General features: G+C 70.0%; 26 protein-coding genes and 2 pseudogenes. 18 read left to right on the forward strand and 10 right to left on the reverse strand.

The genetic code is table 11. From position 1 onward, the window contains the following. Window positions 1-13: 13 nt before the first annotated feature. Window positions 14-600: pseudogene (locus AQI94_RS12485) on the reverse strand (PadR family transcriptional regulator). Between the two features lie 33 nt (window positions 601-633). Here AQI94_RS12485 and AQI94_RS12490 point away from each other — a divergent pair. The 8 genes from AQI94_RS12490 to AQI94_RS12525 all read left to right on the forward strand — a co-directional run bounded on the left by AQI94_RS12490 (window position 634) and on the right by AQI94_RS12525 (window position 8,002). Beyond that, the gene (locus AQI94_RS12490) at window positions 634-1,035 is read left to right on the forward strand and encodes an ester cyclase (RefSeq protein ID WP_225890181.1); all 402 of its coding nucleotides are present in this window, start codon (window positions 634-636) and stop codon (window positions 1,033-1,035) included. A gap of 505 nt (window positions 1,036-1,540) precedes the next feature. Further along, window positions 1,541-2,740, forward strand: a complete 1,200-nt coding sequence (locus AQI94_RS12495; RefSeq protein WP_031037283.1) for an ATP-binding protein — start codon at window positions 1,541-1,543, stop codon at window positions 2,738-2,740. After that, window positions 2,737-3,576 carry a roadblock/LC7 domain-containing protein gene (locus AQI94_RS12500; RefSeq protein ID WP_031037287.1) on the forward strand — a complete coding sequence of 280 codons (840 nt, stop codon included), beginning with the start codon at window positions 2,737-2,739 and terminating at the stop codon, window positions 3,574-3,576. The genes AQI94_RS12495 and AQI94_RS12500 overlap by 4 nt, the downstream gene beginning before the upstream one ends. After that, window positions 3,569-3,952: a DUF742 domain-containing protein gene (locus tag AQI94_RS12505; protein WP_031037290.1), complete on the forward strand. Its 384-nt coding sequence runs from the start codon at window positions 3,569-3,571 to the stop codon at window positions 3,950-3,952. The genes AQI94_RS12500 and AQI94_RS12505 overlap by 8 nt, the downstream gene beginning before the upstream one ends. 1 nt (window position 3,953) lies before the next feature. Then, window positions 3,954-4,514 carry a GTP-binding protein gene (locus AQI94_RS12510; protein ID WP_031037293.1) on the forward strand — a complete coding sequence of 187 codons (561 nt, stop codon included), beginning with the start codon at window positions 3,954-3,956 and terminating at the stop codon, window positions 4,512-4,514. Window positions 4,515-4,524: 10 nt separating this feature from the next. Then, a complete protein-coding gene (locus AQI94_RS12515; RefSeq protein WP_031037297.1) occupies window positions 4,525-5,886 on the forward strand; it encodes a cytochrome P450 family protein in 1,362 nt (453 codons plus the stop codon). Between the two features lie 92 nt (window positions 5,887-5,978). Then, the gene (locus tag AQI94_RS12520; RefSeq protein WP_031037299.1) at window positions 5,979-7,229 is read left to right on the forward strand and encodes a cytochrome P450; all 1,251 of its coding nucleotides are present in this window, start codon (window positions 5,979-5,981) and stop codon (window positions 7,227-7,229) included. Further along, the gene (locus AQI94_RS12525; RefSeq protein WP_031037302.1) at window positions 7,226-8,002 is read left to right on the forward strand and encodes an enoyl-CoA hydratase/isomerase family protein; all 777 of its coding nucleotides are present in this window, start codon (window positions 7,226-7,228) and stop codon (window positions 8,000-8,002) included. The genes AQI94_RS12520 and AQI94_RS12525 overlap by 4 nt, the downstream gene beginning before the upstream one ends. A gap of 546 nt (window positions 8,003-8,548) precedes the next feature. On the opposite strand, the gene AQI94_RS12530 is transcribed toward AQI94_RS12525, so the two are convergent. Next, the gene (locus AQI94_RS12530) at window positions 8,549-9,526 is read right to left on the reverse strand and encodes an ABC transporter substrate-binding protein (RefSeq protein WP_031037305.1); all 978 of its coding nucleotides are present in this window, start codon (window positions 9,524-9,526) and stop codon (window positions 8,549-8,551) included. A 154-nt stretch (window positions 9,527-9,680) separates the two neighbouring features. Here AQI94_RS12530 and AQI94_RS12535 point away from each other — a divergent pair, with 154 nt between their 5' ends. Beyond that, on the forward strand, window positions 9,681-11,066 hold the full coding sequence (locus AQI94_RS12535) for an alpha/beta hydrolase family protein (RefSeq protein ID WP_031037308.1): 1,386 nt from the start codon (window positions 9,681-9,683) through the stop codon (window positions 11,064-11,066). A gap of 10 nt (window positions 11,067-11,076) precedes the next feature. Here the strand turns inward: AQI94_RS12535 and AQI94_RS12540 are convergent, their stop codons facing one another. Next, window positions 11,077-11,979 carry a peptidoglycan-binding domain-containing protein gene (locus AQI94_RS12540; RefSeq protein WP_031037310.1) on the reverse strand — a complete coding sequence of 301 codons (903 nt, stop codon included), beginning with the start codon at window positions 11,977-11,979 and terminating at the stop codon, window positions 11,077-11,079. Window positions 11,980-12,262: 283 nt separating this feature from the next. On the opposite strand from AQI94_RS12540, the gene AQI94_RS12545 reads away from it, so the two are divergent. The 3 genes from AQI94_RS12545 (at window position 12,263) to AQI94_RS12555 (ending at window position 15,725) form a co-directional block, all read left to right on the forward strand. After that, complete coding sequence (locus AQI94_RS12545; protein WP_031037313.1) at window positions 12,263-13,603, forward strand: jacalin-like lectin; 1,341 nt, start codon at window positions 12,263-12,265, stop codon at window positions 13,601-13,603. A gap of 168 nt (window positions 13,604-13,771) precedes the next feature. Continuing rightward, window positions 13,772-15,148 carry a glycoside hydrolase family 43 protein gene (locus AQI94_RS12550; RefSeq protein ID WP_031037317.1) on the forward strand — a complete coding sequence of 459 codons (1,377 nt, stop codon included), beginning with the start codon at window positions 13,772-13,774 and terminating at the stop codon, window positions 15,146-15,148. 82 nt (window positions 15,149-15,230) lie between these two features. After that, on the forward strand, window positions 15,231-15,725 hold the full coding sequence (locus tag AQI94_RS12555) for a lamin tail domain-containing protein (protein ID WP_031037320.1): 495 nt from the start codon (window positions 15,231-15,233) through the stop codon (window positions 15,723-15,725). On the opposite strand, the gene AQI94_RS12560 is transcribed toward AQI94_RS12555, so the two are convergent. Both AQI94_RS12560 and AQI94_RS12565 read right to left on the reverse strand, forming a co-directional pair. Then, window positions 15,709-16,713 (reverse strand): hypothetical protein, encoded by a 1,005-nt coding sequence (locus AQI94_RS12560; RefSeq protein WP_031037324.1) that lies wholly within the window; start codon window positions 16,711-16,713, stop codon window positions 15,709-15,711. The genes AQI94_RS12555 and AQI94_RS12560 overlap by 17 nt on opposite strands. After that, entirely contained in the window at window positions 16,710-17,090 is a 381-nt protein-coding gene (locus AQI94_RS12565; RefSeq protein WP_031037327.1) for a PadR family transcriptional regulator, read from the reverse strand. Before AQI94_RS12565 ends, AQI94_RS12560 begins: the two co-directional genes overlap by 4 nt. Window positions 17,091-17,451: 361 nt before the next feature. Here AQI94_RS12565 and AQI94_RS12570 point away from each other — a divergent pair, with 361 nt between their 5' ends. Beyond that, window positions 17,452-18,564, forward strand: a complete 1,113-nt coding sequence (locus AQI94_RS12570) for a hypothetical protein (RefSeq protein ID WP_037941038.1) — start codon at window positions 17,452-17,454, stop codon at window positions 18,562-18,564. A 122-nt stretch (window positions 18,565-18,686) separates the two neighbouring features. Here the strand turns inward: AQI94_RS12570 and AQI94_RS46550 are convergent, their stop codons facing one another. Next, a complete protein-coding gene (locus AQI94_RS46550; RefSeq protein WP_324607556.1) occupies window positions 18,687-18,932 on the reverse strand; it encodes a hypothetical protein in 246 nt (81 codons plus the stop codon). Between the two features lie 105 nt (window positions 18,933-19,037). Further along, on the reverse strand, window positions 19,038-20,057 hold the full coding sequence (locus AQI94_RS12580) for a hypothetical protein (RefSeq protein WP_031037332.1): 1,020 nt from the start codon (window positions 20,055-20,057) through the stop codon (window positions 19,038-19,040). Between the two features lie 211 nt (window positions 20,058-20,268). Between AQI94_RS12580 and AQI94_RS12585 the strand changes: the two genes are divergently transcribed. The 3 genes from AQI94_RS12585 (at window position 20,269) to tgmB (ending at window position 21,901) form a co-directional block, all read left to right on the forward strand. After that, entirely contained in the window at window positions 20,269-20,586 is a 318-nt protein-coding gene (locus AQI94_RS12585; protein WP_031037335.1) for a YkvA family protein, read from the forward strand. Between the two features lie 132 nt (window positions 20,587-20,718). Further along, a complete protein-coding gene (gene tgmA / locus AQI94_RS12590; RefSeq protein ID WP_031037338.1) occupies window positions 20,719-20,910 on the forward strand; it encodes a putative ATP-grasp-modified RiPP in 192 nt (63 codons plus the stop codon). Between the two features lie 16 nt (window positions 20,911-20,926). Next, window positions 20,927-21,901: an ATP-grasp ribosomal peptide maturase gene (tgmB, locus tag AQI94_RS12595; RefSeq protein ID WP_031037343.1), complete on the forward strand. Its 975-nt coding sequence runs from the start codon at window positions 20,927-20,929 to the stop codon at window positions 21,899-21,901. A gap of 8 nt (window positions 21,902-21,909) precedes the next feature. Here tgmB and AQI94_RS12600 read toward each other — a convergent pair whose 3' ends face one another. Next, window positions 21,910-22,125, reverse strand: coding sequence for a hypothetical protein (locus tag AQI94_RS12600; RefSeq protein WP_031037346.1), 216 nt, complete (start codon window positions 22,123-22,125; stop codon window positions 21,910-21,912). Window positions 22,126-22,242: 117 nt separating this feature from the next. Next, the gene (locus tag AQI94_RS12605; protein ID WP_031037350.1) at window positions 22,243-22,698 is read right to left on the reverse strand and encodes a membrane protein; all 456 of its coding nucleotides are present in this window, start codon (window positions 22,696-22,698) and stop codon (window positions 22,243-22,245) included. Window positions 22,699-22,879: 181 nt separating this feature from the next. Here AQI94_RS12605 and AQI94_RS12610 point away from each other — a divergent pair, with 181 nt between their 5' ends. Beyond that, the gene (locus AQI94_RS12610; protein ID WP_037941049.1) at window positions 22,880-23,854 is read left to right on the forward strand and encodes a GlxA family transcriptional regulator; all 975 of its coding nucleotides are present in this window, start codon (window positions 22,880-22,882) and stop codon (window positions 23,852-23,854) included. A gap of 24 nt (window positions 23,855-23,878) precedes the next feature. On the opposite strand, the gene AQI94_RS12615 is transcribed toward AQI94_RS12610, so the two are convergent. After that, window positions 23,879-24,121: a DUF5133 domain-containing protein gene (locus AQI94_RS12615; RefSeq protein WP_031037356.1), complete on the reverse strand. Its 243-nt coding sequence runs from the start codon at window positions 24,119-24,121 to the stop codon at window positions 23,879-23,881. 174 nt (window positions 24,122-24,295) lie between these two features. Between AQI94_RS12615 and AQI94_RS42725 the strand changes: the two are divergent. Next, window positions 24,296-24,527: pseudogene (locus AQI94_RS42725) on the forward strand (hypothetical protein); the annotation flags it as partial.

Raw genomic sequence — 24,527 nt, forward strand, 5'->3', positions numbered from 1 at the left:
CCTCCGTGGACAGTCAGCTCGCGGGAGCGGCGGGCGCATGCGGATCGCCGTCGGTGCGTCCGGTGTCGAAGACGGGCGCCTTCTCCCCGAGGGCCTCGCGCGGCCAGGTCCGTTCGGCGCGACTGGTGGCGCGGGTGGTGAGCAGCATGCCCCGCCGGTAGGGGTCGGCGACCTCCTCGGCACGCAGGGGCCGCTCGTTGGCGTAGAAGAAGCTCGCCGGTTCCTCCAGGAACTCCAGCCGTCTGCGCAGCACCGCGTGCTGTTCGGTCACGTCGGGCAGGTGGGAGAGGAAGGCCAGGACGACGTAGAACCGGGTGAAGTCGGTGATCTCGTGGTCGGCGGGCTTGCGCAGGCGCTGCAGCATGTCGGCGCGTCCGGCCGCGGTCAGGCTGAGTACGTACCGGGCTCCCCCCCCCCCGCGGCCGGGTCGGCGCGCCGCTCGATCAAGCCCGCCCTGGTCAGACGATTGATCGCCGGATACAGGCTGCCGTCACTGACCGGCCGCGTGTAGCCGGTCAGCTGTGAGATGCGGCGGCGCAGCTCGTGTCCAGGCAGGGGTCCCTCGGCGAGGAAGCCGTCCAAACGCCTCTGGAGAGGCACAGCAAGATGCCATCGCAATCCACCGAGTCAGTGATGAACCGTTTCGTCGAGTTCATCAACACGGGCGACGAGGATCTCGCCCGTGAGGGCATTTCTCCGGACGCGGTGTTCCATGCGCCAAGCCACCCGGAACCACTACGGGGGCCCGACGGGTACTTGGAAGTCCTCGGGATGATGCGCAGCGCCTTCCCCGACGTCCAGTGGACGCTGGAGGAGAAGGTCACCGAAGGCGACACCGTGGCCGCGCGGTTCACCATGCGGGGAACCCACGACGGTGAGTTCTTCGGGATCCGGGCGAGCGGCAACGAGATCTCGGTACAGGCCATGAACTTCTACTACCTGGCCGACGGCCGGATCGTCGGCGAACGGGGCCAGCCCGATCTCCTCGGGGTGATGCAGCAGATCGGTGCCGTACCGGCGCCATGGACCTCGTAGCGCCGGGTGAGCCTTCTGCCGGCAGAGGGCGAAGGTCCGCACCGAAGAGTCTCCTGCTTACGCGTTTCGATCACGTGGGGCGGCTCAGGCTTGTCGCCAGGTCCACGCCGCTGCCCAGGCCGTCATTCTCCGGACACCCACTCCACGCCACGGTCACGCCCGCGCACAGCGAACCGACCTCTCCCGGCGTGGGCCCCGGTTGACGGCTCGGTTGCTCTTCTCCTGCGCTGAGCAACGCCCATGATTCGTTCGCGCTGACACCCCGCCAACAGCGTTGTGTGACAGACGTGTTGGAGTCGTGGCTGTCGCCTCAGGGGCCTGCCGAGGGGCAATGGTTGCGGTGGTAGCATTCCCGCGTCCGCGACCTTGATCCACTCGGGTCGGGTGCCATATGGGGGTTGGCTTCCTTGCCGTGACAGCAGCCGTTTAAGTACCTGGTAAATGCGCTGTGGATCATCGCGCGATAGATCGACCGATGTCTGCAACCGTGCCGGGAAAGGCTCCCATGAATCAAGAGGCGCTCATATGGTGCCTGGCCTCGGTGGCGGCGATAGCCGTTGCTGCGGTCGTGGTGCTCACTCTCCGTAGCAGAGCCCTAGGGGCGAAGTTGCGGCGGGCGGAGGCTGACGCGCAGCAGGCGAAGGCCGCTGCTCAGCGTCAGGTGGAGGCCGCGAACAACGAGTTGGTGCAGTTCCAGGAGGAGCGAGCTGCCGTCATCCAAGAAGCCGAGCAGGCGGCAGAGGACAGGACCAAGGGCGTTCTGAAGGGGGCGGCCCGTTTCTTGCAGACTCTTACGGCGGAGTCGACGACGCTCCTGGACAAGATTCAGCGCGACTACGGGGGCCACCCCGTCCTGAAGGACCTGCTCGAAGTGCACCACGCGAACGCGCAGATGGCACGCAGGGCCGAGGGCATCGCCGTGCTCTGCGGGGGACCGCTCGGTCGCCGCAAGAGGCCCGCGAGCATCTACGACGTGGTGCGCAGCGCCCAGGGCCAGATCAGGAACTTCCAGCGGGTCGAGCTGTTGCAGGACAGCAATATCGCGCTGAAGGCCACGGCGGTAGCCCCGGTCGCATTGACGGTGGCGGAACTGCTGGACAACGCCGCGTCGTTCTCGCAGCAGGACGCGCCGATCGAGGTCACGTTCAAGCGAGTGCAGAACTACATGTGCATCGTGATCGACGACGCCGGCGTCAGCATGAGCGACGAGGACCGGCAGGCGGCGATGGAACTGCTGTCCGGCGAAACGGCCCCCCGGCTGTCTCAGATGGGAACCCAGCCCAAGTTCGGGTTCTCCGTGATTGGTCTGCTCGCCCGTCAGTACGGTTTCAGCGTCGACGTCACCGGAGTTTCCCGGTACGGCGGTGTCAGGGCCGTGGTTCGTCTGCCCGAGGAGCTGTGGACCATGGAGGAGACGCCACCGCCTGCCCAGGACGCTCCCGTCAGCATCCGACGCAACGAGAACCAGGCAAGCCAGCCACAGGCTGTTGAGGCTGTCGGTCGTACGGCGCACGGCCTGCCGAAGCGCGGCCAGCGCCAGACACCCATCGCAAGTGTCACCGACAGCGGCCGCCGCAGTGAACCGTCGCCGGTGCGCGAGGTCAGCGCCAGCCGTTCCGGCCGGGGCCTGGGGGGCTTCCAGCGCGGCACCCTCGCGGGCCGGGAGACTGAGGCTTCGTCACTCGAAGGGTCGGAAGACCGATGACCGACGACCTGTCGTGGATGGTCAAGGGCATCGTGGACAACGTCCCCGGCGCGCGGCATGCCGTCGTGCTGTCCGCGGACGGCATATCCAAGGGCGCCACGGACGGCCTGACCAGCGGCGGCATCAAGGACATCGCCGCCGCCATGGCCAGCATGCAGTCGCTCAGCAAGGCCACGGCCCGGTTCGCGGGGCCGGTGATGGACTGGCGGTGGAATCAGACCCTCGTCGAGTTCGAGGACGGATGGATCCTGGTGACCGAGGCGGGAAGGGGCGCCTACTTGGCCGCTGCCGCCGCCCCCGATGTCGATCTGCAGGCGATTTCGTTCCGCATGCAACGGCTTGTCGCCCGGCTGGGTGACCACCTCACATCCGCTCCCCGCGTGAACGGCGCCGCTGTGGCCGTCGATGCGAAGCTGGTCGAGGACGAGACAGCGGGTGGTCGGGGTTCCGTGCTTCCCGAGCTCGACAAGGCAGTTGCCGGCGTCCAGGGAGCGCGCCACGCCGTGTTGCTCGGCACCGATGGCCTGCTCAGGGGAACGACGTCAGGCATCGGCAAGGACATGGCGGACGTCATCTCGGCAGCGATGTCGGGCATGGTGGCCTACAGCCGGGCCACGGCGCCGTTCGCCGGCGGGCTGTACGCCACCTGGCGCCAAACGCTCGTGGAGTTCGAGCATGGCTGGGTTTTCCTGATCCCGGCCGGTCCCGAGGCCTACCTGGCGGCCTCGGCTGAACACCACTGCGATATCGAGGAGTTCCTCTCTCGCCTGGAAGACGTGGTGCCCGCGCTGAACGCGGCCTCAGCACCGCAGACAGGGACGGTGGGCTATGCATGACGATCAAGAAACACCGCTGGAACTGACGTCCGAATTAGTACCACTCTTCGTGATCGCCAAGGGCCGAGCCCTGCCCGCGGACCACGAGTACTCGCGCACTGCGCTCGTTACCGCCCAGGAAGGCATGTCCGCAGCGGCGCGCACCCTCACCCCGGAAGCCCGCGAGGTCATGGACCTGGTCTCCGACGGTCTCCTGTCCGTGGCGGAAGTGGCCGGGCGCACGCAACTGCCGCTGGGCATCGTACGCATCTTGATCGCGCACTTGGCCGAGGTGGGGCTTGTCTTCGTGCGGCCTCCCACGCCGCGGGCCGTGTCCCACGACCGCGCACTGCTCCAAGCCGTCGTCGACGGCTTGCAGAAGACTCTCGGAGCATGACATGTACCTGGATCCACGAGTCACCACGGCCGTAAAGGTCCTCGTCGTGGGCCCCTTCGGGGTCGGCAAGACCACGTATATCGGCAGCCTCTCAGAGATCGTCCCGCTCCGGACCGAAGAGGAAATCACCGAGGCCAGCGAGGGCTACGACGACCTCTCGAACATGCCGGACAAGACCACCACCACCGTGGCCATGGATTTCGGCCGGAGAACCCTCAACGAGCAGCTGGTCCTGTACCTCTTCGGAACGCCGGGACAAGAGCGTTTCAAGGAGATGTGGGAGGAGCTGTCGAGAGGCGCTCTGGGCGCCCTGGTTCTCGTCGATCCCGACCGGCTGGACGAGGCGTTCCCCGTGCTGGACCTGGTCGAGAAATTCGGCCTCACCATGACAATCGGCGTCAACACCAAGGACGGGATGCCGAAATACGATCTCGACGAGATACGCGAGGCACTGCATCTCCCGGACGAGATCCCCGTCGTGAACGTCGATGCGCGCGATCAGCAGTCGTCGGCCAAGGCCCTCATCACCCTCGTGCAACACCTCATGTCCACCCTCGTCTAGGAGCCACGGCATGCAACCCCACTACGACACCACCTCGGAGATACCTCCCAGCTGCCCCGTACGCGGCAAAGTCAAGTTGTACGGACCGCAGTTCGGCTCCGACATCGAGGGCACCTACGAGTACCTGCGCTCGCTCGCCCCGATCACTCCTGTGGACATTGCGCCCGACGTCGAGGTCGAGTTGGTCACCAGCTACGACGCGGCGCTGCAAGTCCTGCAGAACCCCACGACGTTCGTCAGGGACTCCCGCCGCTGGAACGCCCTCAACGAGGGGCGTGTCCCCCAGGACAGCCCGGCCCTGCCCATGATGGGCTATCGGCCCAACGCGCTCTTCGCGGACGGCGCGCGCCACGCCCGCCTGCGCCAGGCGGTCACCGAGAGTCTCGCCACGATCAACGAACTCCAGCTGGCCCGGCAGGTGCAGCAGTCGGCCGGATATCTGCTCAGCCGCTTCGGCGCCCACGGGCAGGCAGATCTCATGGCGGATTACGCGGGGCCGCTGCCGCTGCTTGTTTTCAGCGACCTGTTCGGCTGCCCGCCGGAGATCGGCGACCGCGTCATCGCAGGGATCAGCGGCATTTTCGCGGGCACTGCCGGCGCGGACGAGATCCTCGGCGCGGCACTGATGGAGCTGATCGCCCTCAAGCACCAAGCCCCCGGAACCGATCTGACGACGCGTCTGATCGAGCACCCCGCCCAGCTGACCGACGAGGAGGTGCTGCACCAGCTTGTCACCCTGCTCTCCGGCGGCACCGCGCCGCTGACGGCCGCCATCGGCACCGCCACCGCTCTGTACCTCAGCGAGGACTGGCCCCAGGGTCTCTCGGTCGAGGACGCAGTCGCCCAGACCCTGTGGAAGTACGCGCCGATCGCCAACTACGCGGCCCACTACCCGACCCACGACGTCGACCTGGACGGCATAACGCTGCGCGCCGGCGACCCGGTGCTCATCTCCTTCGCGGCGGCCAACACCGACCCCAAACTGGCCTTGCACCGCGAACAGCTCAGCGCCAAGGCACATCTGGCCTTCGGAGCCGGGCCTCACGCCTGCCCGGCCAAGGATCCAGCCGTCATGATCGTCATCCGCGCCGTCGAGGCCCTGCTCAATCAGCTGCCGGACGTCGAGACGCGCATCGCCTTCACATCGCTCCCCTGGAGCGAAGCACCATGGAGTCGATCACCGATAACGATTCCCATTCGGTTCACGCCGCCTGCGGCTCCGGCAGCCACTCCAGTTGCTCCGCAGGCCGCCGAGGCTGTCCGCCCGTCGGTCTCCCCTGCGGCGCCCGCCGCCTCGCGGCCGGCTCACGCCGCGCACCATGCCAAGGCAGGCCTGTTCAGCCGCTTCCTGGCATGGACGAGGGGCGAGTGACGTAAGTAACCCTACAAGAACACTGTGTTATTGGATGCTTCAATCACCCGGCGGGTACGTATGGCGGCTGTGCTCAGAAAGGGGCCGTCATCATGGGAAGCGTCACGACTCCGTCGTTCGACCGCCGGACCGCAGTTTCCCTCATCTCCCGTCTACGGACGGCACGAGGCCAGGACAATCCCTTCCCGATCTATAAAGAGCTCCGCTCCCAGGGCGCGGTCGTCCCCGCGCCCTGGGGCGGGTACCTCGTGACCAGCTACGAATTGTGCGATCACATACTGCGCAGCGGCGCCTGGTTGGAGCCGGACAAACCCTGGCGGGAGCGGCAGGGCCCTCGTACCCGCTGGAGCGCCCCCTCGGCCCGGGAGATCGGGAGCACGCTGCCCGCCCTCAACCCACCGGACCACACGCGGGCCCGCCGGGCGGCCGGCACCTTCGACCGCGGGACAGTCGAGCGGCTGGGCCGGACCGTCACCCAGGCCACCGACCAACTCCTCGACACCCTCTCGGACCGGCTGCGGGACGGAGAAGCGGACTTCGCCGCCCTGGTGAGCGAAGAACTGCCGATCGCCACCATCGGCAACTGGCTCAACCTTCCGGCCGCCGACTGGCCCCGACTGCGGGAACTGACCCACGAACAGGTCTTCACCCAAGAACTGCTCCCCTCCGCAAGCCAGCTGGCGCGCTCCGACGTCGCCATGGCCGAACTGCGCGCATACTTCCTGGACCTGGTGCGCGACCGGCGCACCCGCCTGCGCGACGACCCCGTGTCCCGGTGGATCACCACCTGGGACTCACTCGAACCCGATCAGGACAAGGCCGACCAAGAGGTCTACTACCTGGCCCTGTTCGTCCTGCTGGCGGCCCTGGAGACCACCTCCACCCTGCTGTCGACAATGACGCTGCTGCTGGTCGAGCAACCGCGCCGCTGGGACCAGGTCGCCGCCGATCCCGACGAAATCGTGCCCGCCTTCGTCGAGGAGACGCTGCGCTACGACCCCCCTACCCACGTCATCAGCCGAGTCTCCGCCGCCGACTGTCTCCTGGAGGACGTCCCGATTCGCCGTGACGACATGGTCCACCTCATGGTGGGAGCCGCTCATCGAGACCCGGCCAAACACCCTCGTCCCGGACGTTTCGACCCCTACCGCAGACCCGCCCATCTCGCCTTCAGCGGAGGCATCCACTACTGCCTCGGCGCGCCGCTGGCCCGCTTGGAGGCTCAGACCCTGCTCCGTCAACTGATCAGTCGCCTGCCCCGTCTCACTCTCGTGCGCCCACCGGCGAGAGCACCCAGAGTGGCGTTCAGGCGATTGCTGAACCTGGATGTCGCCGTCGCATGAGTCACGTGAACGAAGCCCCAACTCCACCCGCCACGGCCTCCCGTGAACCGATACGCACAGAGCAGGAAGGGGGCGTGCTCCATGTGCGGCTCAACCCCTCCCGGCACGACGACACACTGAGCATCGCCGTCGTCGAGGCCCTCACCGATCTGCTCGACGACCTGAACCCCGATGTCCGGGTGCTGGTCCTGTCGTCCCTAGGTGAGGACTTCTGCACCGGAGCCGATCGCCGCGAATACTCGGCCGCCCTCGCCATGGACCCGACGGGCGCCGCTCTGCGGCGCATCGCCGACAAGGCTCATCGTCTGTGCCAAGCCCTGGAAAGCACCCACGCCATCACCATCGGACGCCTCCACGGCGGCGTCCTCGGCGCTGGTCTCGCTCTCGCCGCCTACTGTGACCTGCGGGCCGGCGCGGACACCTGCCGCTTCCGCATGCCGGAGGTCGGCGTGGGCCTGCCGCCCGCCTGGGGCGGCGCCATGGGGCGCTTGATCTCCGAGGCCGGTGTCGCCAGGATCCGCGAACTCATGCTCACCTGCGACCAGTTCGACGCACCCACTGCCCACCGCCTCGGGCTCCTCCACCAGACAGCCGCCCTCGACCAGCTGGACGACGTCATCGCGAGGTGGACCAGGCCACTGCTGCGGCGCTCGCACGAGGCCCTCGTGCTGACCAAACGGATGCTGGCCGGCTATGCCCGGGCCGACCGTACGGCCGATGTCGCCCTCCTCGACTCCCACCTCCTGACGTCCCACTTCGCCCAGCTGGGGTAGATACCTCACGCACACCTGGCCAGGCCGGCCAGGTGGGTGGTCGAGCGTGACGCGGTGGTCCGGCCGACAGCTGGCCGGACTCCGATGGGGCGTGCGGCGCCTCCTCGTGGACCCCGCGCCGCTCCTCCGCAGCCGCGGGTGGGTGCCGGGCCGCGACCTCGGTAGACACGATCTGGCGCAGGTCACGCCGATTGCCGATCGGGCAGTCGCAACTGGGGCAGGTGCCACCGGAGTCGCTGCGGATCCCGTCGTCGCACAGGTTCGACCGGCACAGGTTCGACCAGCACCCGTTCTTCTGCGGCAGCCCCCGCCGGATCAGCCAGGCCGCCACGTCCTGCACCGGGTCCGTTGCCGGTCCAGCCGGCGCTTGAGCCGCTCGGCCGGCCTACGCTCGGCCACACCCTCGCCGTCACCCACGAAGTTCCGCGGCCGCACCAGCTCCTGACGCACCGTCTTCGCAGCCCCGCCACCGGAACCAGGAGCGCCTTCACATCCTCCGGCACCCCAACCGCCCCGATGAAGCCGCTGGTTCGCACCAAGTGAGCCTCACCGGGAGAACAGCGTCTGGATGTCCGGCTTCTTGCCGCCGAAGATGCCGTCCTGCGCACCGAGGGCGGCGAGCTTCTCCAGCGAGGCCATGTCCACCTGGGCGGGCCAGCTCGGGAGGATGAGCCGGTCCTGCACATCGCCGCTGATCTTGGTGTAGACGGTGAGGATCTGCCGGGCCTCGTCGGGATGGCCGGTGGCGTACTCCAGCGACTGCGTCATGGCCTCGGTGAACTTCTTCACCAGCTCCGGGTTCTGCTGCGCGATCCTGGCCGAGGTGAACCAGGTCGCGACGGTGAGCTTCGGGTCGGTCTCGGCGAACGGCGAGGCGACGACCCGGGCGCCCTGCGCCTTGGCGATCGTCTGGGCCGGCTCGCCCATCCACGCCGCGTCCACGCGACCACCGTCCAGTGCGGCCGGCATCTGGTCGAAGGGGATCTCCACGAACTTCACCTTCGCCGGGTCGCCGCCGTCCTGGCGCACCGACTCGCGGACCGTGGTGTCCCCGATGTTCTGGAGGGTGTTCACCGCGACCGAGCGCCCGGCCAGGTCCTTCGCGGACTTCACCGGGCTGTCCTTCTTCACCAGCACACCGGTGACGTCGGCCCCCACCTTCCCGTTGGAAGCCGCCCCGTTGACCACGGACTTCACGGGGACACCCTTGGTCTGGGCGAGCATCAGGGACGTGGTGTTGCTGAAGCCGAACTGGAACTGACCGCTCACCACACCGGGGATGATCGCCGCGCCGCCCTGCGCGGTCACCATCTTCAGCTCGATCCCCCGGTCCGCGAAGAAGCCCTTCTTCTGCCCGAGATAGAGCGGCGCCACGTCGACGATGGGGATGACACCGACCGTGACCTGCGTCTTCTTTCCTCCGCTCGCGGACGATGAGCCGCTGCCCGCGTCCGACGATCCACATCCGGCGGCACCCGCGAGGGTCACCACCGCAACGGCAAGTCCGAGCACACGCCTTTGCATGGGGCCCTCCTGACGAGGGGACAGAACGCCTCACGACCCGTCCACTGATGTTGTGCACATCATTGACGCCCGCAATGTACACGCCTACTTTCGCCGGTGTCAGTCCCCCCGACCGCAGGAAAACGGACTGCGTCCAAGGAGCCCCCGTCTCGTGATGCACCGCATCCGCACCCGTACGCTCGTCACCGTCGCCGCCCTGCTGCTCGCCGCCCCCTTCCCGGCGGCCGCCCACGCCGCCGAGGACGTCCATGTCGAGGGCCGGCTGCCGTCCGGCGCGACCTACCTCATGGACGTACCGGCCGGCTGGAACGGCACGGTTCTCCTCTACAGCCACGGCTACACACCGCCCGGCGTCCCCAACCCGGCCCGCAACGCGCCCGACGACACCACCAAGTCCCTGCTCCTGAAGCAGGGTTACGCGCTCATCGGATCCTCGTACGCCACGACGGGGTGGGCCGTCACCGAGGCCGTGCCGGACCAGCTCGCGACCCTCGACACCTTCACCGCCCGCTTCGGACCCGCCGGCCGGACCATCGCCTGGGGCACGTCCTACGGCGGCCTGGTCACGACCGCCCTCGCCGAACGCCACGCGTCCCGCCTCGCCGGTTCGCTGTCGATGTGTGGGCTCGTCCAGGGCGGTGTAGCCAACTGGAACAGCACGCTGGACCCGGTCTTCGCGCTCAAGACGCTTCTCGCGCCCGGCTCCGGCATCCGGCTGACCGGGTTGCCGGATCCGGCCGCCGCGACCCGGGCGTCCGACGCCATGACGGCCGTCCTCTCCGCGGCCCAGCAGACCGCCGGCGGCCGCGCCCGTATCGCGCTCGCCGCCGCCCTGCACAACATCCCCGGCTGGAACGACCCTTCACAGCCCCGGCCCGCGCCCACCGACCGGGACGCCCAGCAGTCGAACCAGTACCAGGCCGTCGTCGGACTGGTGAAGTTCCCCGCCTTCGTCTGGCGCCAGGAGGCCGAGTCCCGGGCGGGCGGCTCGATGTCGTGGAACACCGGCGTCGACTACCGCGCCATGCTCCGCAACTCCCCCTACCTCAAGGAGGTCGAGGAGTTGTACGCCAAGGCCGGTCTCTCCCTGAAGTCCGATCTCCGCACTCTCGACCGGGCCCCGCGCACCCGCGCCGACACGAACGCCGTCGACTGGATGAGCCGTACGAGCTCCTTCACCGGGCGCCTCACCAAGCCCCAGCTGAACATCCACACCACCGGCGACGCGCTGATCCCCGTGCAGTCCGAGAGCGCCTACCGCCGGGCCGCCACCACCGCGGGCTCGACCCCGCTGCTGCGGCAGCGCTATGTCGACAACGCGGGCCACTGCACCTTCAGTCCCGGCGAGCAGATCGCCGCCCTGCACACACTGGAGGACCGGATCAGGACCGGCCAGTGGCTCGGCAGCGACCCCGCCGCACTTAACTCCCGTGCCACCGAGGCCGATCCGACCTCGCCGGCCCGCTATCTGCCCTACGTCCCGGCCGCCTACCCCCGCCCGTACGACCGGGCCCGCCCTTCCGACGGACACCGGAGGTAGCACGCGACCGTCACGGCTCCGAGGTCTCGGACTCCAGCGAGGCGCGGGTCGCCCTGCCGTAGACGCCGGAATCGTCCTGCAGGACGAAGCGGGTGACCTGGTAGGTGCGCACGGCGCTCTGCACCTGCTGGTCGAAGTCGCCGTCGGCCTCGCCGTCGTAGATGCCGACCTGCCGGAGCCGGAGCTGGAGTTCGACGACCTCGGGTCCCTGGTCGCCGAGGCCGAGCACGGACGGCTGACCGCTCGACACGGTCGGTCGGGGGGCCACCGTGGCGGTGGCGGCGGCGCTCGACGGGGCCCCGGTCGGAGTGGCGGTGCTCGACGGTGACGCACTGTCACTGGACTCGGCGCTCGGTGAGGAGGAGGGCGGGGCGGACGACTGCGTCGAGGTCGCTGTCGGAGACGAAGCGGTGACGGACGGGCCGGTCGACGACGGCGCCCCCTCCGGCACGCCCGCGCGGACGCCGCCGGCCACGGATCCGTCCCGCGAAGGACTGTCGTAGGTGAAGAGCCCGCCGAGGAATCCGCCGGTGACGAGGACGGCGACGGCCGCTCCCGTACCGGCGAGGAGCACCGTGCGCCGCCGACGGTCCGGGGCGCTGTCGGCCGGGAACGCCATGGCCGGCTGCTCGGGGGAAGGGAGTCCCGCGTCCGCAGCGACCGAGGTGACGTCAGCCAAGTCCCTTGCAGGGAACGGCAGTTCCGATGTCCCGGCCGGGTCGGCCGGTTCCTCGCCGACCTCCACGAAAGGCCGGATGCGCACCGGGTCGAAGTCCTCCGCGGCGGCCGCCTCGGCCGTACGGGACTCGCGGTGGGCCTCGGAGGCGCGGTGCGCGCAGGCGCAGGAAGGAGTGCCGTCCGCCGCCCTGGGCGCCCCGCACTCCGGGCAGACGAGGACTGGTGGTTCACTCACGCGCGTTCCCTCTCCCTACGATCTTCATATCGTAGACAGATATGCCGCGCGGAAATTCCACAACTCTTATCCCTCGGGAACCACGAGGTCCACAGGGCCGAGATTCAGCCACCGCGCGTGACGGAGAGATGAACGAAGGCGGGCGCGGGGCCCCAACACCCGGTCAGAGGACGGGCATTCGACGATTCAGTAGCACGCAAGGCCGCGACAACGAGGGGTAACCAGCGGTAACTTCTGTCCCGCCCCGCCCCTCCACCCGCGCCTCCCCCAGGAGACACTCCCCATGCGCAGACTCCTCGCCGCCCTGGCGGCGACCACCGCCGTCCTCGGCGGACTCACCGCGACCGCTCCGTCCGCGGCGGCCGCCGACTCGGGCACCTTCAGCGTCCTGAGCTACAACGTGGCCGGCCTGCCCGAGGCCATCTCCAGCGCACCGACGCCCCGCGAGTCGAGCACCACGACGATCGGCCAGCGGATAGCCCCGTACGACATCGTCCACGTCGAGGAGGACTTCAACTACCACTCCTTCCTCTACGCGGCCGACGCGAACCACGCCTACCGCACCCCCACGAGCGGCGGCGCCGGCATCGGCAGCGGCCTGAACACCCTGTCCAAAATCCCCTACGACGCCGACGACTTCGAGCGGGTGCGCTGGAACTCCTGCCAGGTGGACTCGGGCGACTGCCTCACCCCCAAGGGCTTCTCCTTCATGCGCGAGCGCCTCGCCGAGGGCGTCTACGTCGACTTCTACAACCTGCACACCAACGCGGGCACCAACGACGGGGACCTCGCCTCACGCGCGGACAACCTCAACCAGCTCACCACGTTCATCAAGACCCACTCGGCCGGCAACGCCGTCGTGGTCATGGGTGACACCAACACCCGCTACACCCGCTCCGGCGACACCATCGCCGAGTTCGCCGCCGCCAACGGCCTCACCGACCCCTGGGTCCAGCTCATCCGCGGCGGCACCCCGCCCGCCAAGGGCAGCGACGCCCTGGTCTGCGACCAGAGCGGCACCACCGTGCCCAACACCTGCGAGGTCGTGGACAAGGTCCTCTACCGCAGCAGCCCGCTCGTCAACCTCAACGCCACCTCGTACAACAACGAGCACGCCAAGTTCCTCACCAGCGACAACCTGATGCTCTCCGACCACGACCCGATCACCGTCGGGTTCGCCTGGTCGCGCAACTCCGCCTACGAGCTCAGCGACCAGTTCGGCGGCCCGCACGGCGACTACTACAACGACATCACCAGCGTCCCCGCGGGCGCCCGCGCCACCACCATCGGGCTGCGCAGCGGCACCCGCGTCGACCAGATGAGCCTCACGCTGGCCAACGGCACCACGCTCGCCCACGGCGGGACCGGCGGCACCGCGTCCTCACTGACGCTCGGCAGCGGGGAGTACGTGACCACGGCGAACCTGTGCCAGGCGGAGAAGGACGGCCACACGCGGATCTTCTACGCCAAGTTCACGACCAACCTCGGCCGCACCCTGGCCGGCGGCACCACCACCTCCGACTGCGTGACCCGTACCGCCCCCTCGGGCCGGCAGATCGCCGGATTCCACGGACGCTCGGGGGACGCGGTCGACAAGGTCGGCTTCATCTACACCCAGCGCTGACCCCACTCGCCCCGGGGCGCACCAGCGCCCCGGGTGCACAGGAATCACAAAAGAGTGACAGGACGATTGACGCGCTCATGGCCAGGCCCTACTTTCTGATCGATTTACCGAACTCCGTTCGAAATACCGGTCATTGAGGTGCCCCCGCACGCCACCTTGGAGAGCAAGATGAGCGCAAACCCCCACCTGTCCCGCCGCGGTCTCCTGGGCATGACGGCCGCCGTGCCGCTCGCCCTGACGCTCGGCGCGGGCACCGCGCAGGCCGCCGACTCGGCCTACGCGATGGTCTACTTCACCGAGTCGACCAACCTCGGCGACGGCACCGACTACGGCCTGCACCTGGCCGTGAGCCCCGACGGGCTGAACTGGACCCCGCTCAACCAGAACAACCCCCTGGTCACCCCCACCGCCGGCGCCCTCGGCCTGCGCGACCCGTTCCTCACGCGCAAGCAGGACGGCACCTTCGTCGTCCTCGCCACCGACCTCAAGGGCACCGACTGGAGCTACAACAGCCAGTACATCCACGTCTGGGACTCCACCGACCTGCGCACCTTCACCGGCTACCGGCGTCTGAAACTGCACGACATGACGACCCACAGCTGGGCGCCCGAGGCGTTCTGGGACGCCGCCCGCGGCCAGTACGCGGTCATCTACTCCGCGGTCAACTCCAGCGGCCACAACGTGATCATGGTCAACTACACCAGCGACTTCGTCACCGCCTCGGCGCCACAGGTCTTCTTCGACCCCGGCTACGACGTCATCGACGGCGACATGGCCGTGGGCGTGAACGGCTACAACTACCTCTTCTTCAAGAAGAACCAGACCCTGGTGAGCGCCCGGTCCACCACCCTGAACCCGGGCAGCTTCACCGAGTACAGCGCGGGCGTGGCCCACGGCGGCACCGAAGCCCCCACCGTGGTCAAGTCCCTCACCTCCGGCACCTGGTGGCTGTGGGGGGACACCTACACCCCCAACGGCGTCTTCTACGCCTGGCAGTCGAGCAGCCCCGCCTCCGGCACCTGGACCGCCCTGGACCAGAGGACCTACACCCAGCCGGTCAACTCCAAGCACTGCGGCATCGCCACGATCACCACGGCCGAGTACAACAACCTGCTCGCGAAGTGGGGCGCGCCGGCCTGGAACCGCCTCAAGTCCTACAACTACCCGGCCCGTTACGTCCGTCACGCCGACTACGTGGGCCGTATCGACGAGTATCCCGTCGAGCCGTACAAGGACTCCCTGTGGACCCTCGTGCCGGGCCTCGCCGACAGCTCCGGCGTGTCCTTCCGGTCGGTCAACTACCCCGACCGCTATCTGCGGCACTACAACTACCAGCTCCGGCTCGACACCAACGACGGCACCTCGACCTTCGCCGGTGACGCGACCTTCTACCGCACGGCGGGCCTCGCGGACGCGAGCTGGGCCTCCTTCCGCTCGTACAACAACCCCACGCGCTACATCCGGCACTCCGACTACGTCCTGCGCATCGACCCGGTCTCCACGACCACGGAGAAGCAGGACGCCACCTTCCGAGTCGGTTACTGATTCAACCGAAAAGCCCCCCTGGCGCGCCGCGTTTGTATACGCTCCAGGTCTTCTTCACCAGACCTTCACAGGGGGGCTTTTCATGCGCAGAGGACACATAGCCGCAGTCGCGGCCGCGGGCGCGCTGACCGTGCTGACCGCCGTCCCGGCCCACGCGGCCGAGTACTCGTCGGCACTGAAGATCAAGGGCGTCCAGTACGACGCCCCGGGCCGGGACTCCAACAGCTGCGCCACCGGCAACACCGACGAGGAGTACCTGACGATCAAGAACTACTCGCGGACCGCGACGGTGAACCTCAAGGGGTACGTCGTCAGGGACTCCACCAGCACCAACAAGTTCACGTTCACGAAGAACCACACGCTGCAGCCCGGCGACTACGTCAAGCTGCGCGGCGGCCGCGGTACCGACTCCGACGCGCACAACGTCGTGTACCGCAACAACTGCAATTTCCTCTGGAACAACGACAAGGACACGATCTACCTCTACAAGCCCTCGGGCGCGCACGCCGACACCCACGCGTACACCGCGAGCACCAACGACCGGGACGGCAACGGGTACATCACGTACCACGGCTGAGCAGGTCGCGTCCGCTCACCACGGCCAGCGCGGCGGTCAGCGCGACCAGGGCCGCCGCCTGGGTCAGGACACCCACCCGCAGCACCCCGGGCAGGACGTCGAGCCACGGGTAGACCGCGGTGATCCGGACCACCAGGAGAAGCAGACCCAGCGCCGCGAGGGCGGCGGCCTCCGCGGCGGGGACGCGGTTCGCGCCGCGGGCCCGGTACAGCAGCCAGGCGAGAGCCGTCACGAGGTAGCACGTCACGAGCGCCCAGGCGGTGTCGACCCCGCCGGGCAGTGCCACGACGGAGCCGCCCGTCAGCACACAGCAGGCGGCGAAGACCAGGCCGGGCGCGCCCGCGGGCAGGGTCGCCGGGGGCGCGTCGCGGTGATGGGCCGCGCAGAGTGCCAGCGCGGAGGCCCAGGCCAGCACGGCGGCCGCGACGACGTAGGCGGAGTCGGAGGGGGCGAAGTCGCGGGCCCACAGATCCACCAGCGGCCAGAGCGTCGGCAGGGCCGCGACGAGCACCGACAGCTGAGCGAGGCGGCGGTGGTCGCGCAGCAGGGCGAAGTAGGCGACCGTCCACAGCAGCGGAAAGAACCACTGGGCCACCGCGCCGGCCCCGGCCCACGCCCCGTGGCCGGTGAAACCGTCCGTGAACATGGCCCACTGGCTGCCGCCTCGGGTCGACACCCAGGTCAGTCCCAGGACCCGCTCGGCCACGGCGGACGCCGCCTGGAGCAGGACGGCGAAGAGGGCGAAGAGGCGGACGGCCGAGCCGAGCACGGCGTACCGGCGGGGGGCACCGCCCGCGCCGAGCCTGCTGCGCACGGCCAGCGCGACGATGCTCGCCACCTCGCCGAGGGTGGGCCGGCTCTGCTCCTGGGTCTCCTGGTCGACGTCCCAGAGGTAGGTCTCGACCATCTCCTCCTCGCGCTCGCGCCGGTAGTAGTCGGGCAGCAGGCGCAGGACGGTGCGGTAACGGGCTTCGAGCAGGGTCGTCATGCCAGACCTCCGGCGAGTCCGGGCCGCGTGCCGGGCACGCCGGTCGTTCCAGGAGCACCGTCGGGTGTACGGCGCCCCTCGGCGATCCGCTTCTTCGCGGCGCTCGCTCCGGCGGCCAGCCGCTCCGCCTCGGCGGTCAGCGCCGCGGTCCCCTCGTCGGTGAGGCGGTAGTAGCGCCGGAGCCTGCCCTGCTGCACCTCCTCGCGGTCCAGCACGATCAGCGCGTCGGCGGTGAGCCGGTCCAGTACGCCGTAGAGGGTGCCGACGCGCATCTGCACGGCTCCCTCTGAGAGTTCCTCGACCTCGCGCAGGATGCCGTAGCCGTGCCGCGGCTGATCGGCGAGGGCGGTCAGAACGAAGAACGCCGCCTGTGTCATGTTCCTCGGTGCCATGAACACGAATATATCGGCTCCCGATATATTCAGCCAGCCGAATCGCGGAGACGAGGGAAGACGGGCGGAGACGGCGAACAGGGCCTGCCCCAATGCGGATGGTGGGCGGGCCCTGTTCGAGGGGTCATTGTGGCGTGGCGGGTCGCGAACCGGGCACGAGTGAACCGCGGCCACTCGGTGCGGAGCGTGTGCGCCCCGTGTGCGCGGGGCAGATCACGATGAGTGTCCCGTGTCGGCGGACCCCCCGCGCCGCACGTGTCCGCCTGCCGGACCCGCCTGGTCCGCACGGGCCGCCGACGACGATACTTGGCCCTGGCACGCACCACTCCTTCTCACAGATGGACCCATGTCAAGCACTCCCAAGGCAGACCCCACGGCACCATCCACCGTCTGGCTGGCCCACGGCCGCCATCTCGGATCCGACGCGGCCGACGTCCTGCGCCGGAATCTGGAGCTACTGAAGGAGAGCGCGACCCTCGACGACTTCCAGGAACCGTCCGAGACCGGGGACGCCCCGGAGCGGATCTTCGAGGCCCGGTGGCGGGTCGCCGACGAGGTGACCGTCCGGGCCCGGCTCTCCCTCGCGCCCGTGTCCAGCGGTGGACAGGAGTGGGTGCTGGCGGCCGAGGCGGAGCAGCCGTGGGACCTGCGATGGCCGTCGCCCGCGACCATGTTCTGGCCCGACGACGGGGACGTCTTCTGGGACCGGGACGCCGCCACGGGTCTGCGGCTCAGGGACCTGAGCGTGCTGCCGGAGGAGGACAAGGACGTACGGCGTGTGCTGCGGCAGGCCGTGCGCGGCAGCTGGGCGGTGCACGTCGTCATCCACGAGGCCATGACCACCGACCAGCGCGGCCGCCGCCCGCTGGCGGACATGCTGCCGCCCGGTCTGCGCCACCGGATCGTCGAGCACCGGGCACAGCCGCACCAGCTGCGGGTCCTGAACTGGGCCGTCAAGGACTTCGGCGTGGAGGTGCCGCGCGGCGGTGCCGTGGTGCTGCCCGGGACACCGGTGCCGCCCGGGTACGACGGCCAGGACTTCTCCGTACGCAGTGTCTTCCTCGACGGCTCGCAGCCCACCGAACTGATCGCGGCCGTGACCCGCTACGCGGCGATGCCCAAGCCGCTGCCGGAGGGCGGCGAGGCGGCCGTGACCGCGCTGCGGGAGCAGTGGCAGCTGCTGACGCTGGAGGAGGAACTCGCACGCGAACGCGCGCTCGTGACGATGTACGCCGATGCGCTGGAGGCCATGACGAAGTCCCGGGACCTGTACCGGGAGGCCGCCGAGCGGGCGAACGAGGCGCTGGCGATCTACCGCGAGAACGCCCCGGCACCGGAGCCCCGGACGGATCCGGAGGCCAGCTCGCCGTTGCAGCAGCTGACCCGCACGTTCGGGCGCTGGAAGGGCACCCTGCGCACCCCGGCGCAGGACGAGGACCAGGACCGGCAGATCAGCTGAAGAGCGGGAACCGGTCCGCGTCCGCCCCGAGGGCATGCCGTTCGGACTCCGTGAGCGGCGTGCGTCCCGGTGGCCGCGCGGGCATGGTGCTCGTCGCGCCAGTCGTGCGGAACGGGCCGGCCTTAGGAGCCCGTCCAGCGTGCGCGCACCGCGGCCAGGCCGTGGCCTCCCCGGCCGGCGTGAGCATGAGGTCCCCGGCCGTCAGCACATGTCCCTGAGCGAAGAGCGGCACCTCCGGCGCCCACTCCCGCCAGTAGGTCACCGCGCCCCCGGTCGGGCGGTTCGGCCGCGGGCGTGCGCATGGCGGCCAGGGCGCGTTGGGCGTCTCCGGCGCAGTGGAAGACCAGATCCCGCACGGCCCAGCCCACGCAGCCGGTGAGCCGCCAGGACCCCTCCGTTCCGAGGGGACGTACGACGGCTTGCCGAGGTGAGCGGAGGCGTCGCGTTCCCAGGGTTTCCGCGGAGTGCTCCGGCTAGGGGGCCAGCGGAGCGTCGGCCGCCTTTCGGATGGCCTCCGCCGTCCGCCGTTCCGCCAGGACGCGTTCGGGCGACGGCGGTGAGGCCAGCCGCACCACGAGGGCGGTCAGCGCGGCCAGCGACGCGCACACCGCCGCCGTCCCCGCCAACCAGGCAGGCGCGAGCGGAAGTTCCAGGGCCTGGGCGAGCCCGGCCGAGCGGAACCGTCCTTCGAGCAACTGACCGGCGGCCACCGCGGCCGGCACCACGACCGCGAGGGCCAGGACCGCGACGACGGGCCGGACCATCAGCACGGCGATCAGGACGCACAGGAGCGACACCCCGAGTGCGAACCCGTACACCTGCGCGGATGCCCCGTCGCGGTGCGCGGGGAAGCACAGGACACCGCAGACCAGCAGGGCCAGGGCGGCGATCCTGCTCGGCCAGGCCGTTGCTCCCGGCGTCGGCCGCGCCGCGGGCGGATGGGGTGGCGGGGCCGGGAAGGGCTCCGCCCCCGGCGTCCCGGGTTCGGGCCACGACTGCTCGTCGTACAGCTCGTGTTCCTCGAACAGCGGCTGCGGGGGTTCCTCCGTCGCCAGGCGTCCGATGAGCTCGACGAGTTCCTCGACGGGCCTGCCGGTCGCTGCCGCGCGCACCGCCTCCTGCCCGCAGTGCGGCTGCAGTTCGGATCGGTTCAGCAGGGCCACCAGACGGGTCACGTCCTCGACGGGACGGGACTCGGCGGCGGCCCGGATCGCCTCGTCGGCGCTGTCCGCGTCCCGCGGCGGCCGGGTGAGCAGGGAGACGAGCCGGGTGACGTCCTCGACGGACCGGTCCACGCCGACGGTACGCAGGGCCGCGACGGTGGCCCGCGCGTACTCGGGCGACTGTTCCAGCAGGGTGATCAGGTGGACGACGTCCTCCAGGGGACGGTCGGCCACGGCGGCACGCACCAGGTCGCCGACGGGATCGCCGTACGACCGGTCCATCGGTATGGCGGGTTCGTTCGGGTGAGCTGCTGTCGGGCCGGTGGTCATGCTCTGCTCCAGACAAAGAGTGCGGTCGCTCCCACGCGCCCCCGTCGTGCGACCGCGACATTGAGATGACCCATTCGTAAGCGGGTACCCGACGGCGTGCCACTCGGATGAGCCACGGGTGTGAGTGCGGCCCCGTCGAGCCATAGGCCGCCCGGATGCGGGAATCCGTCAGACAGCGGGCCGTTCGGCGCCCGGAGGAGGAGGTCGGCCCGTGGATTCGACCACAGCACTGATCGTCGTCGCCGTGGTACTCGCGGCGCTGGCGCTGGCGGTGGCCGTGGGGCTGCTGGTGCGGCTCGTGAGAACCCGGCGCGGACTGCGGCGGGCGGGACTTCCCACCGGGCCCCGCTGGGTCTTCTGGGGCGCCCTGTTGTACTTCGTCCTGCCCACCGATCTGGTGCCCGACCCGGTGTACCTCGATGACATCGGTGTCCTGCTGCTCGCCCTGCGTACCCTGCGCGGTTCCTCCGCCGACCGGGCCGCACTGCGGCTCGACGCGCGGGACCGGGAGACGTCCCGCCGACTGTGATTACGCAGCGTAAGGAAACCAATCACTCGTTCGATTCGTATAAGTCTCTGGAAGCCGAAGGAAGTCGGCTGACCTGACGGCGTCGTGGGGTGACGTCCGTCGGCGAGAGGCAGTACCGGCGAGGGAGAGACGATGCAACCGTTCGCGCTCAACTACGCACGTCCGGCAGCGACGTTGGAGGCGACCACTCCGTACGTCTACGACTCCGGGCTGCAGTTGAACGTGCTCATGGACGGCCGGGTCGCGGCCCGCGACCACGCGCTGATGAGGGAGCTGGGGACCACCACGAGTACGGCGGGCTCCAAGACACACTTCGACGACTGAACACGGCCGAACGTCGATGACCGTGTTGATTCTTACCTGCGAAGAGGACGTGACGGCCGACATGGTCGTGGTGCACCTCAACGCCACGGGGGTACCGGTGGTCCGGCTCGATCCTGCCGACCTGACCGACGGTGTCGCACTGTCCGGGGAGTACGTGCACGGCGGCTTCCGCGGCCATCTGTCGGCCGGCGGCCGCCTGGTGGGCATCTCCGGACTGCGCTCGATCTGGGTCCGCCGGCCCGGCACCCCCGCGGCGCGGGCGCCCGTGCCCTCCGACTGGCTGACGGAGGAGTCCTCCCAGGCCCTGTACGGCATGTTGCGGGGCAGTGACGCCCGCTGGATGAACCACCCGGACGCGGCCCGCCGGGCCCGTCACAAGCCCTGGCAGCTGCGGCTCGCCCAGCGCTGCGGCCTGCCCGTCCCGGCCACGATCGTCACGACGTTCCCGCAGGCCGCCCGGGAGTTCGCCGAGCGCTACCCCGACCTGGTGGTCAAGCCGGTCTCCGGGGCGCACCCGCAGGACCCGCCGCGGGCGGTGCCGACCAGCCGGGTCGCACCGGACACCGATTTCGCGGCCGTCGCCTTCGGCCCGACCCTGCTGCAACGGCGGGTCGCCAAACGGGCCGACATACGCCTGACCGCAGTCGGCGAGACGCTGCTTGCCGCCCGGAAGGCCACGGGCGCCGACGACGAGGTGGACGTCCGTTTCGCCCCGTCCACCTCCCCCTGGCAGCCCGTCGACGTCCCGCCACGGGTGGCCGCGGCCGTCCGGGACTATCTCCGGGCGGCCGAACTGGCTTACGGGGCCTTCGACTTCGCCGAGGACGGCGACGGGACCTGGTGGTTCCTGGAGTGCAACCAGTCAGGGCAGTTCGGCTTCGTCGAGGTGGAGACGGGCCAGCCGATCGCGCGCAGCATCGCCGAATGGCTGTCCCGGCCCGGTCCGGACCCGCGCCCCCGCGCCAACGGCGCCGACACCGCGGTGTCCTGAGGCCGGGTCTAGTAGGGCCGCGGGCCGGCGGGCGGCAGGGCGGGCACCCACCCCTGCCCGGGCGAGGCCGGGCGCTCGGGGACGGGCGGGGGCATGAGGGACTGCAGCGGCCGCATGACGTACTCCAGTTCCCTGCGTACGCGCTCGGCCTCCCTGCGGGCTAGAGCGGGGACGTCGCCGCGCTCGGCGACGAGTCGGTCGTAGATGGGGGAATCCTGGAACACCCGTCAACGCGCCTTTCGTTTTCGCGGGCCCACGCGCATGGGCACGGCTGTCGAGTCTAGGCGCCTCCACGCACCGACGTGCGAATTCCGGAGTCGGGCTTGACGGCCCGCGGGCGTTCATGCGCCGGTGGTGGACCCCGGACGGACGATCATCAGGACGGTCACGGTCGCCCACAGAAGGTTGAAGATGCCCGTGAACATGGCGAGTTGGGCGGTGGCGCGGCGTTCGACGCTCCCCTGTGCGGTCAACTCCTCAAGGAGTTCGCCCTGCCGGGGAAGCACGAAAGCGGCGAGGACTCCCGCGGCCGCGGCCGTCAGAGCCATGGAGGTGGTCAGCCAGGCGTCGCCCAGGACGCCCATCGCGGCTCCGGTGGCGATGCCGAGGACGGGGACCGCGATGCCGATGCCCGCGTAGACGCGGCAGATGCGGTGCAGCAGCCGTACCGTGCCGACGCCTGCCTCCGCCGCGTGGGCCCGGCGGGCCGCGGGCGGGAACATGCTGGCCGCGACGGTCACCGGCCCCACGGCGACGATGGCGGCCAGGACGTGCAGGGACAGCAGGAACTTGGTCATGGGGTGGCGTGTCCTTCTCCGGTGCGGTCGGCGGTGCCCGCCCACCCTAGGAACCCGCCGGATGATCACACAGGGGCTGAAACGACAGCTTCCGACGGATTCCCGCCACCGCCTCCGGCAGGAGGTTTCCGTCTGGTCCCGGGGTCGTGGCCATGGCGGGAATCCGCCTATCGTGGCGGTCATGCACTCCGTGGCGATCCTGGCTCTCGACGAGGTCGTGCCGTTCGACATGGCGGCGCCCATGCAGGTGTTCGACTGGACGCGGCTGCCCGACTGCCGCCCCGCCTACCGGGTCCGGCTGTGCGCCGAGTCGCCGGAGGTCCGCGCGGACGGCGGTTTCACCCTGCGGGTCGAGCACGGCCTCGAAGCCCTCACGGAGGCGGACACGATCATCGTGCCGGGGCGCTCCCCGGTGGCCGGACCGCCCTCCCCGCGCGTGCTGGCGGCACTCCGGGACGCCGCGGCGGCCGGCACCCGGATCGCGTCCGTGTGCGTGGGCGCGTTCGTGCTGGCGGAGGCCGGACTCCTGGACGGGTTGCGCGCGACCACGCACTGGGTGGCCGCGGACGACCTGGCGCGCCGCTTTCCCGCCGTCGAGGTCCAGCCGGACGTGCTCTACGTCGACAACGGTCGGATCCTCACCTCCGCGGGCGCGGCCGCCGCCCTCGACATGTGTCTGCACATGATCCGCCGGGACCTGGGCTCGGCGGTCGCCGCGCATGCCGCCCGGATGTCGGTGATGCCACTCGAACGCGAGGGCGGACAGGCCCAATTCATCGTGTACGACCACCCGCCCGTGCCCCGGGGTTCGACGCTGGAGCCGGTCCTGGAGTGGGCCGAGGACAACCTGGCCCACGAGATCACCCTCGGAGCGATGGCGGCCCGGTCGGGGATGAGCGAGCGCACCTTCAGCCGGCGCTTCCGCGAACAGACGGGCAGCACACCTCTGCAGTGGCTGCTGCGGGCCCGGGTACGGCGGGCCCAGTACCTGCTGGAGAACACCGCGCACCCGGTCGAGCGGATCGCCCGGCAGGCGGGGTTCGGCTCGCCCACGGCCTTCAGGGAACGTTTCCGCCGGGTCGTCGGCACCAGCCCGCAGGCCTACCGCGCGGCCTTCCACGCGAAGGACCCCGTCCCGGCGGCGGCGCGCTTCTGACCGCCCGCCGGGACCGGCCTGGCATCACCCCGCCAGCGGCAGGCTGCCCGCACCGTCCGGGTCCGCGCATCCGGCGGCCGGCAGCAGGGCGTCGGCCCTGGCGACCGCTTCACGGACATCGTCGGTGCCCATCATCACGCACAGTGTGTAACTGACGTCCTCCAGCTCACGAGCCGTCGACGGCCTGTCCCGTTCCGCCTGGGCGATCCGCAGTGACGCATAGCGGGTCAGCAGGGTTCTGACGGCCTTCGGGTCCGGAATGAGCACGAAGCGCCCCTCTCTCGAATTTTTCGCTGCGTATGCCCCCTCCGCACCGGCCCAATCCCTTTCACCGCTCCCCGGCACGCGATTGGCGCAATACCGTGCGGGCGGACCCGCTTCCCCAAGGGCCGCAAACCGTTGAACAAGGGGCATCCCTCGCACAGTGAACGGTATACGCCCATGAACCGCTCCGCAGGTCTCCTCAGCGCCCTCTATCTCGCGACGAGCACCGGACTCGCCTGGACCGCGGTCCTCGCGCTGCGCACCGGCCCGCCGTGGGCCGTGTGCCTGCTCGCCGCCGCGAGCCTGGTCCCGGTCATCGCGGTCGTGCGCGAGAGCGTGCTCTGCGACCAACAGCGCGCGCTGGCCGAGATGCGCGGGCGGGTCGCCGCCCCCGACGGGCCGGGTGCTC

The organism is Streptomyces pseudovenezuelae (assembly GCF_001513955.1).
In the GTDB taxonomy this organism is placed as follows: Bacteria; Actinomycetota; Actinomycetes; order Streptomycetales; family Streptomycetaceae; genus Streptomyces; species Streptomyces pseudovenezuelae.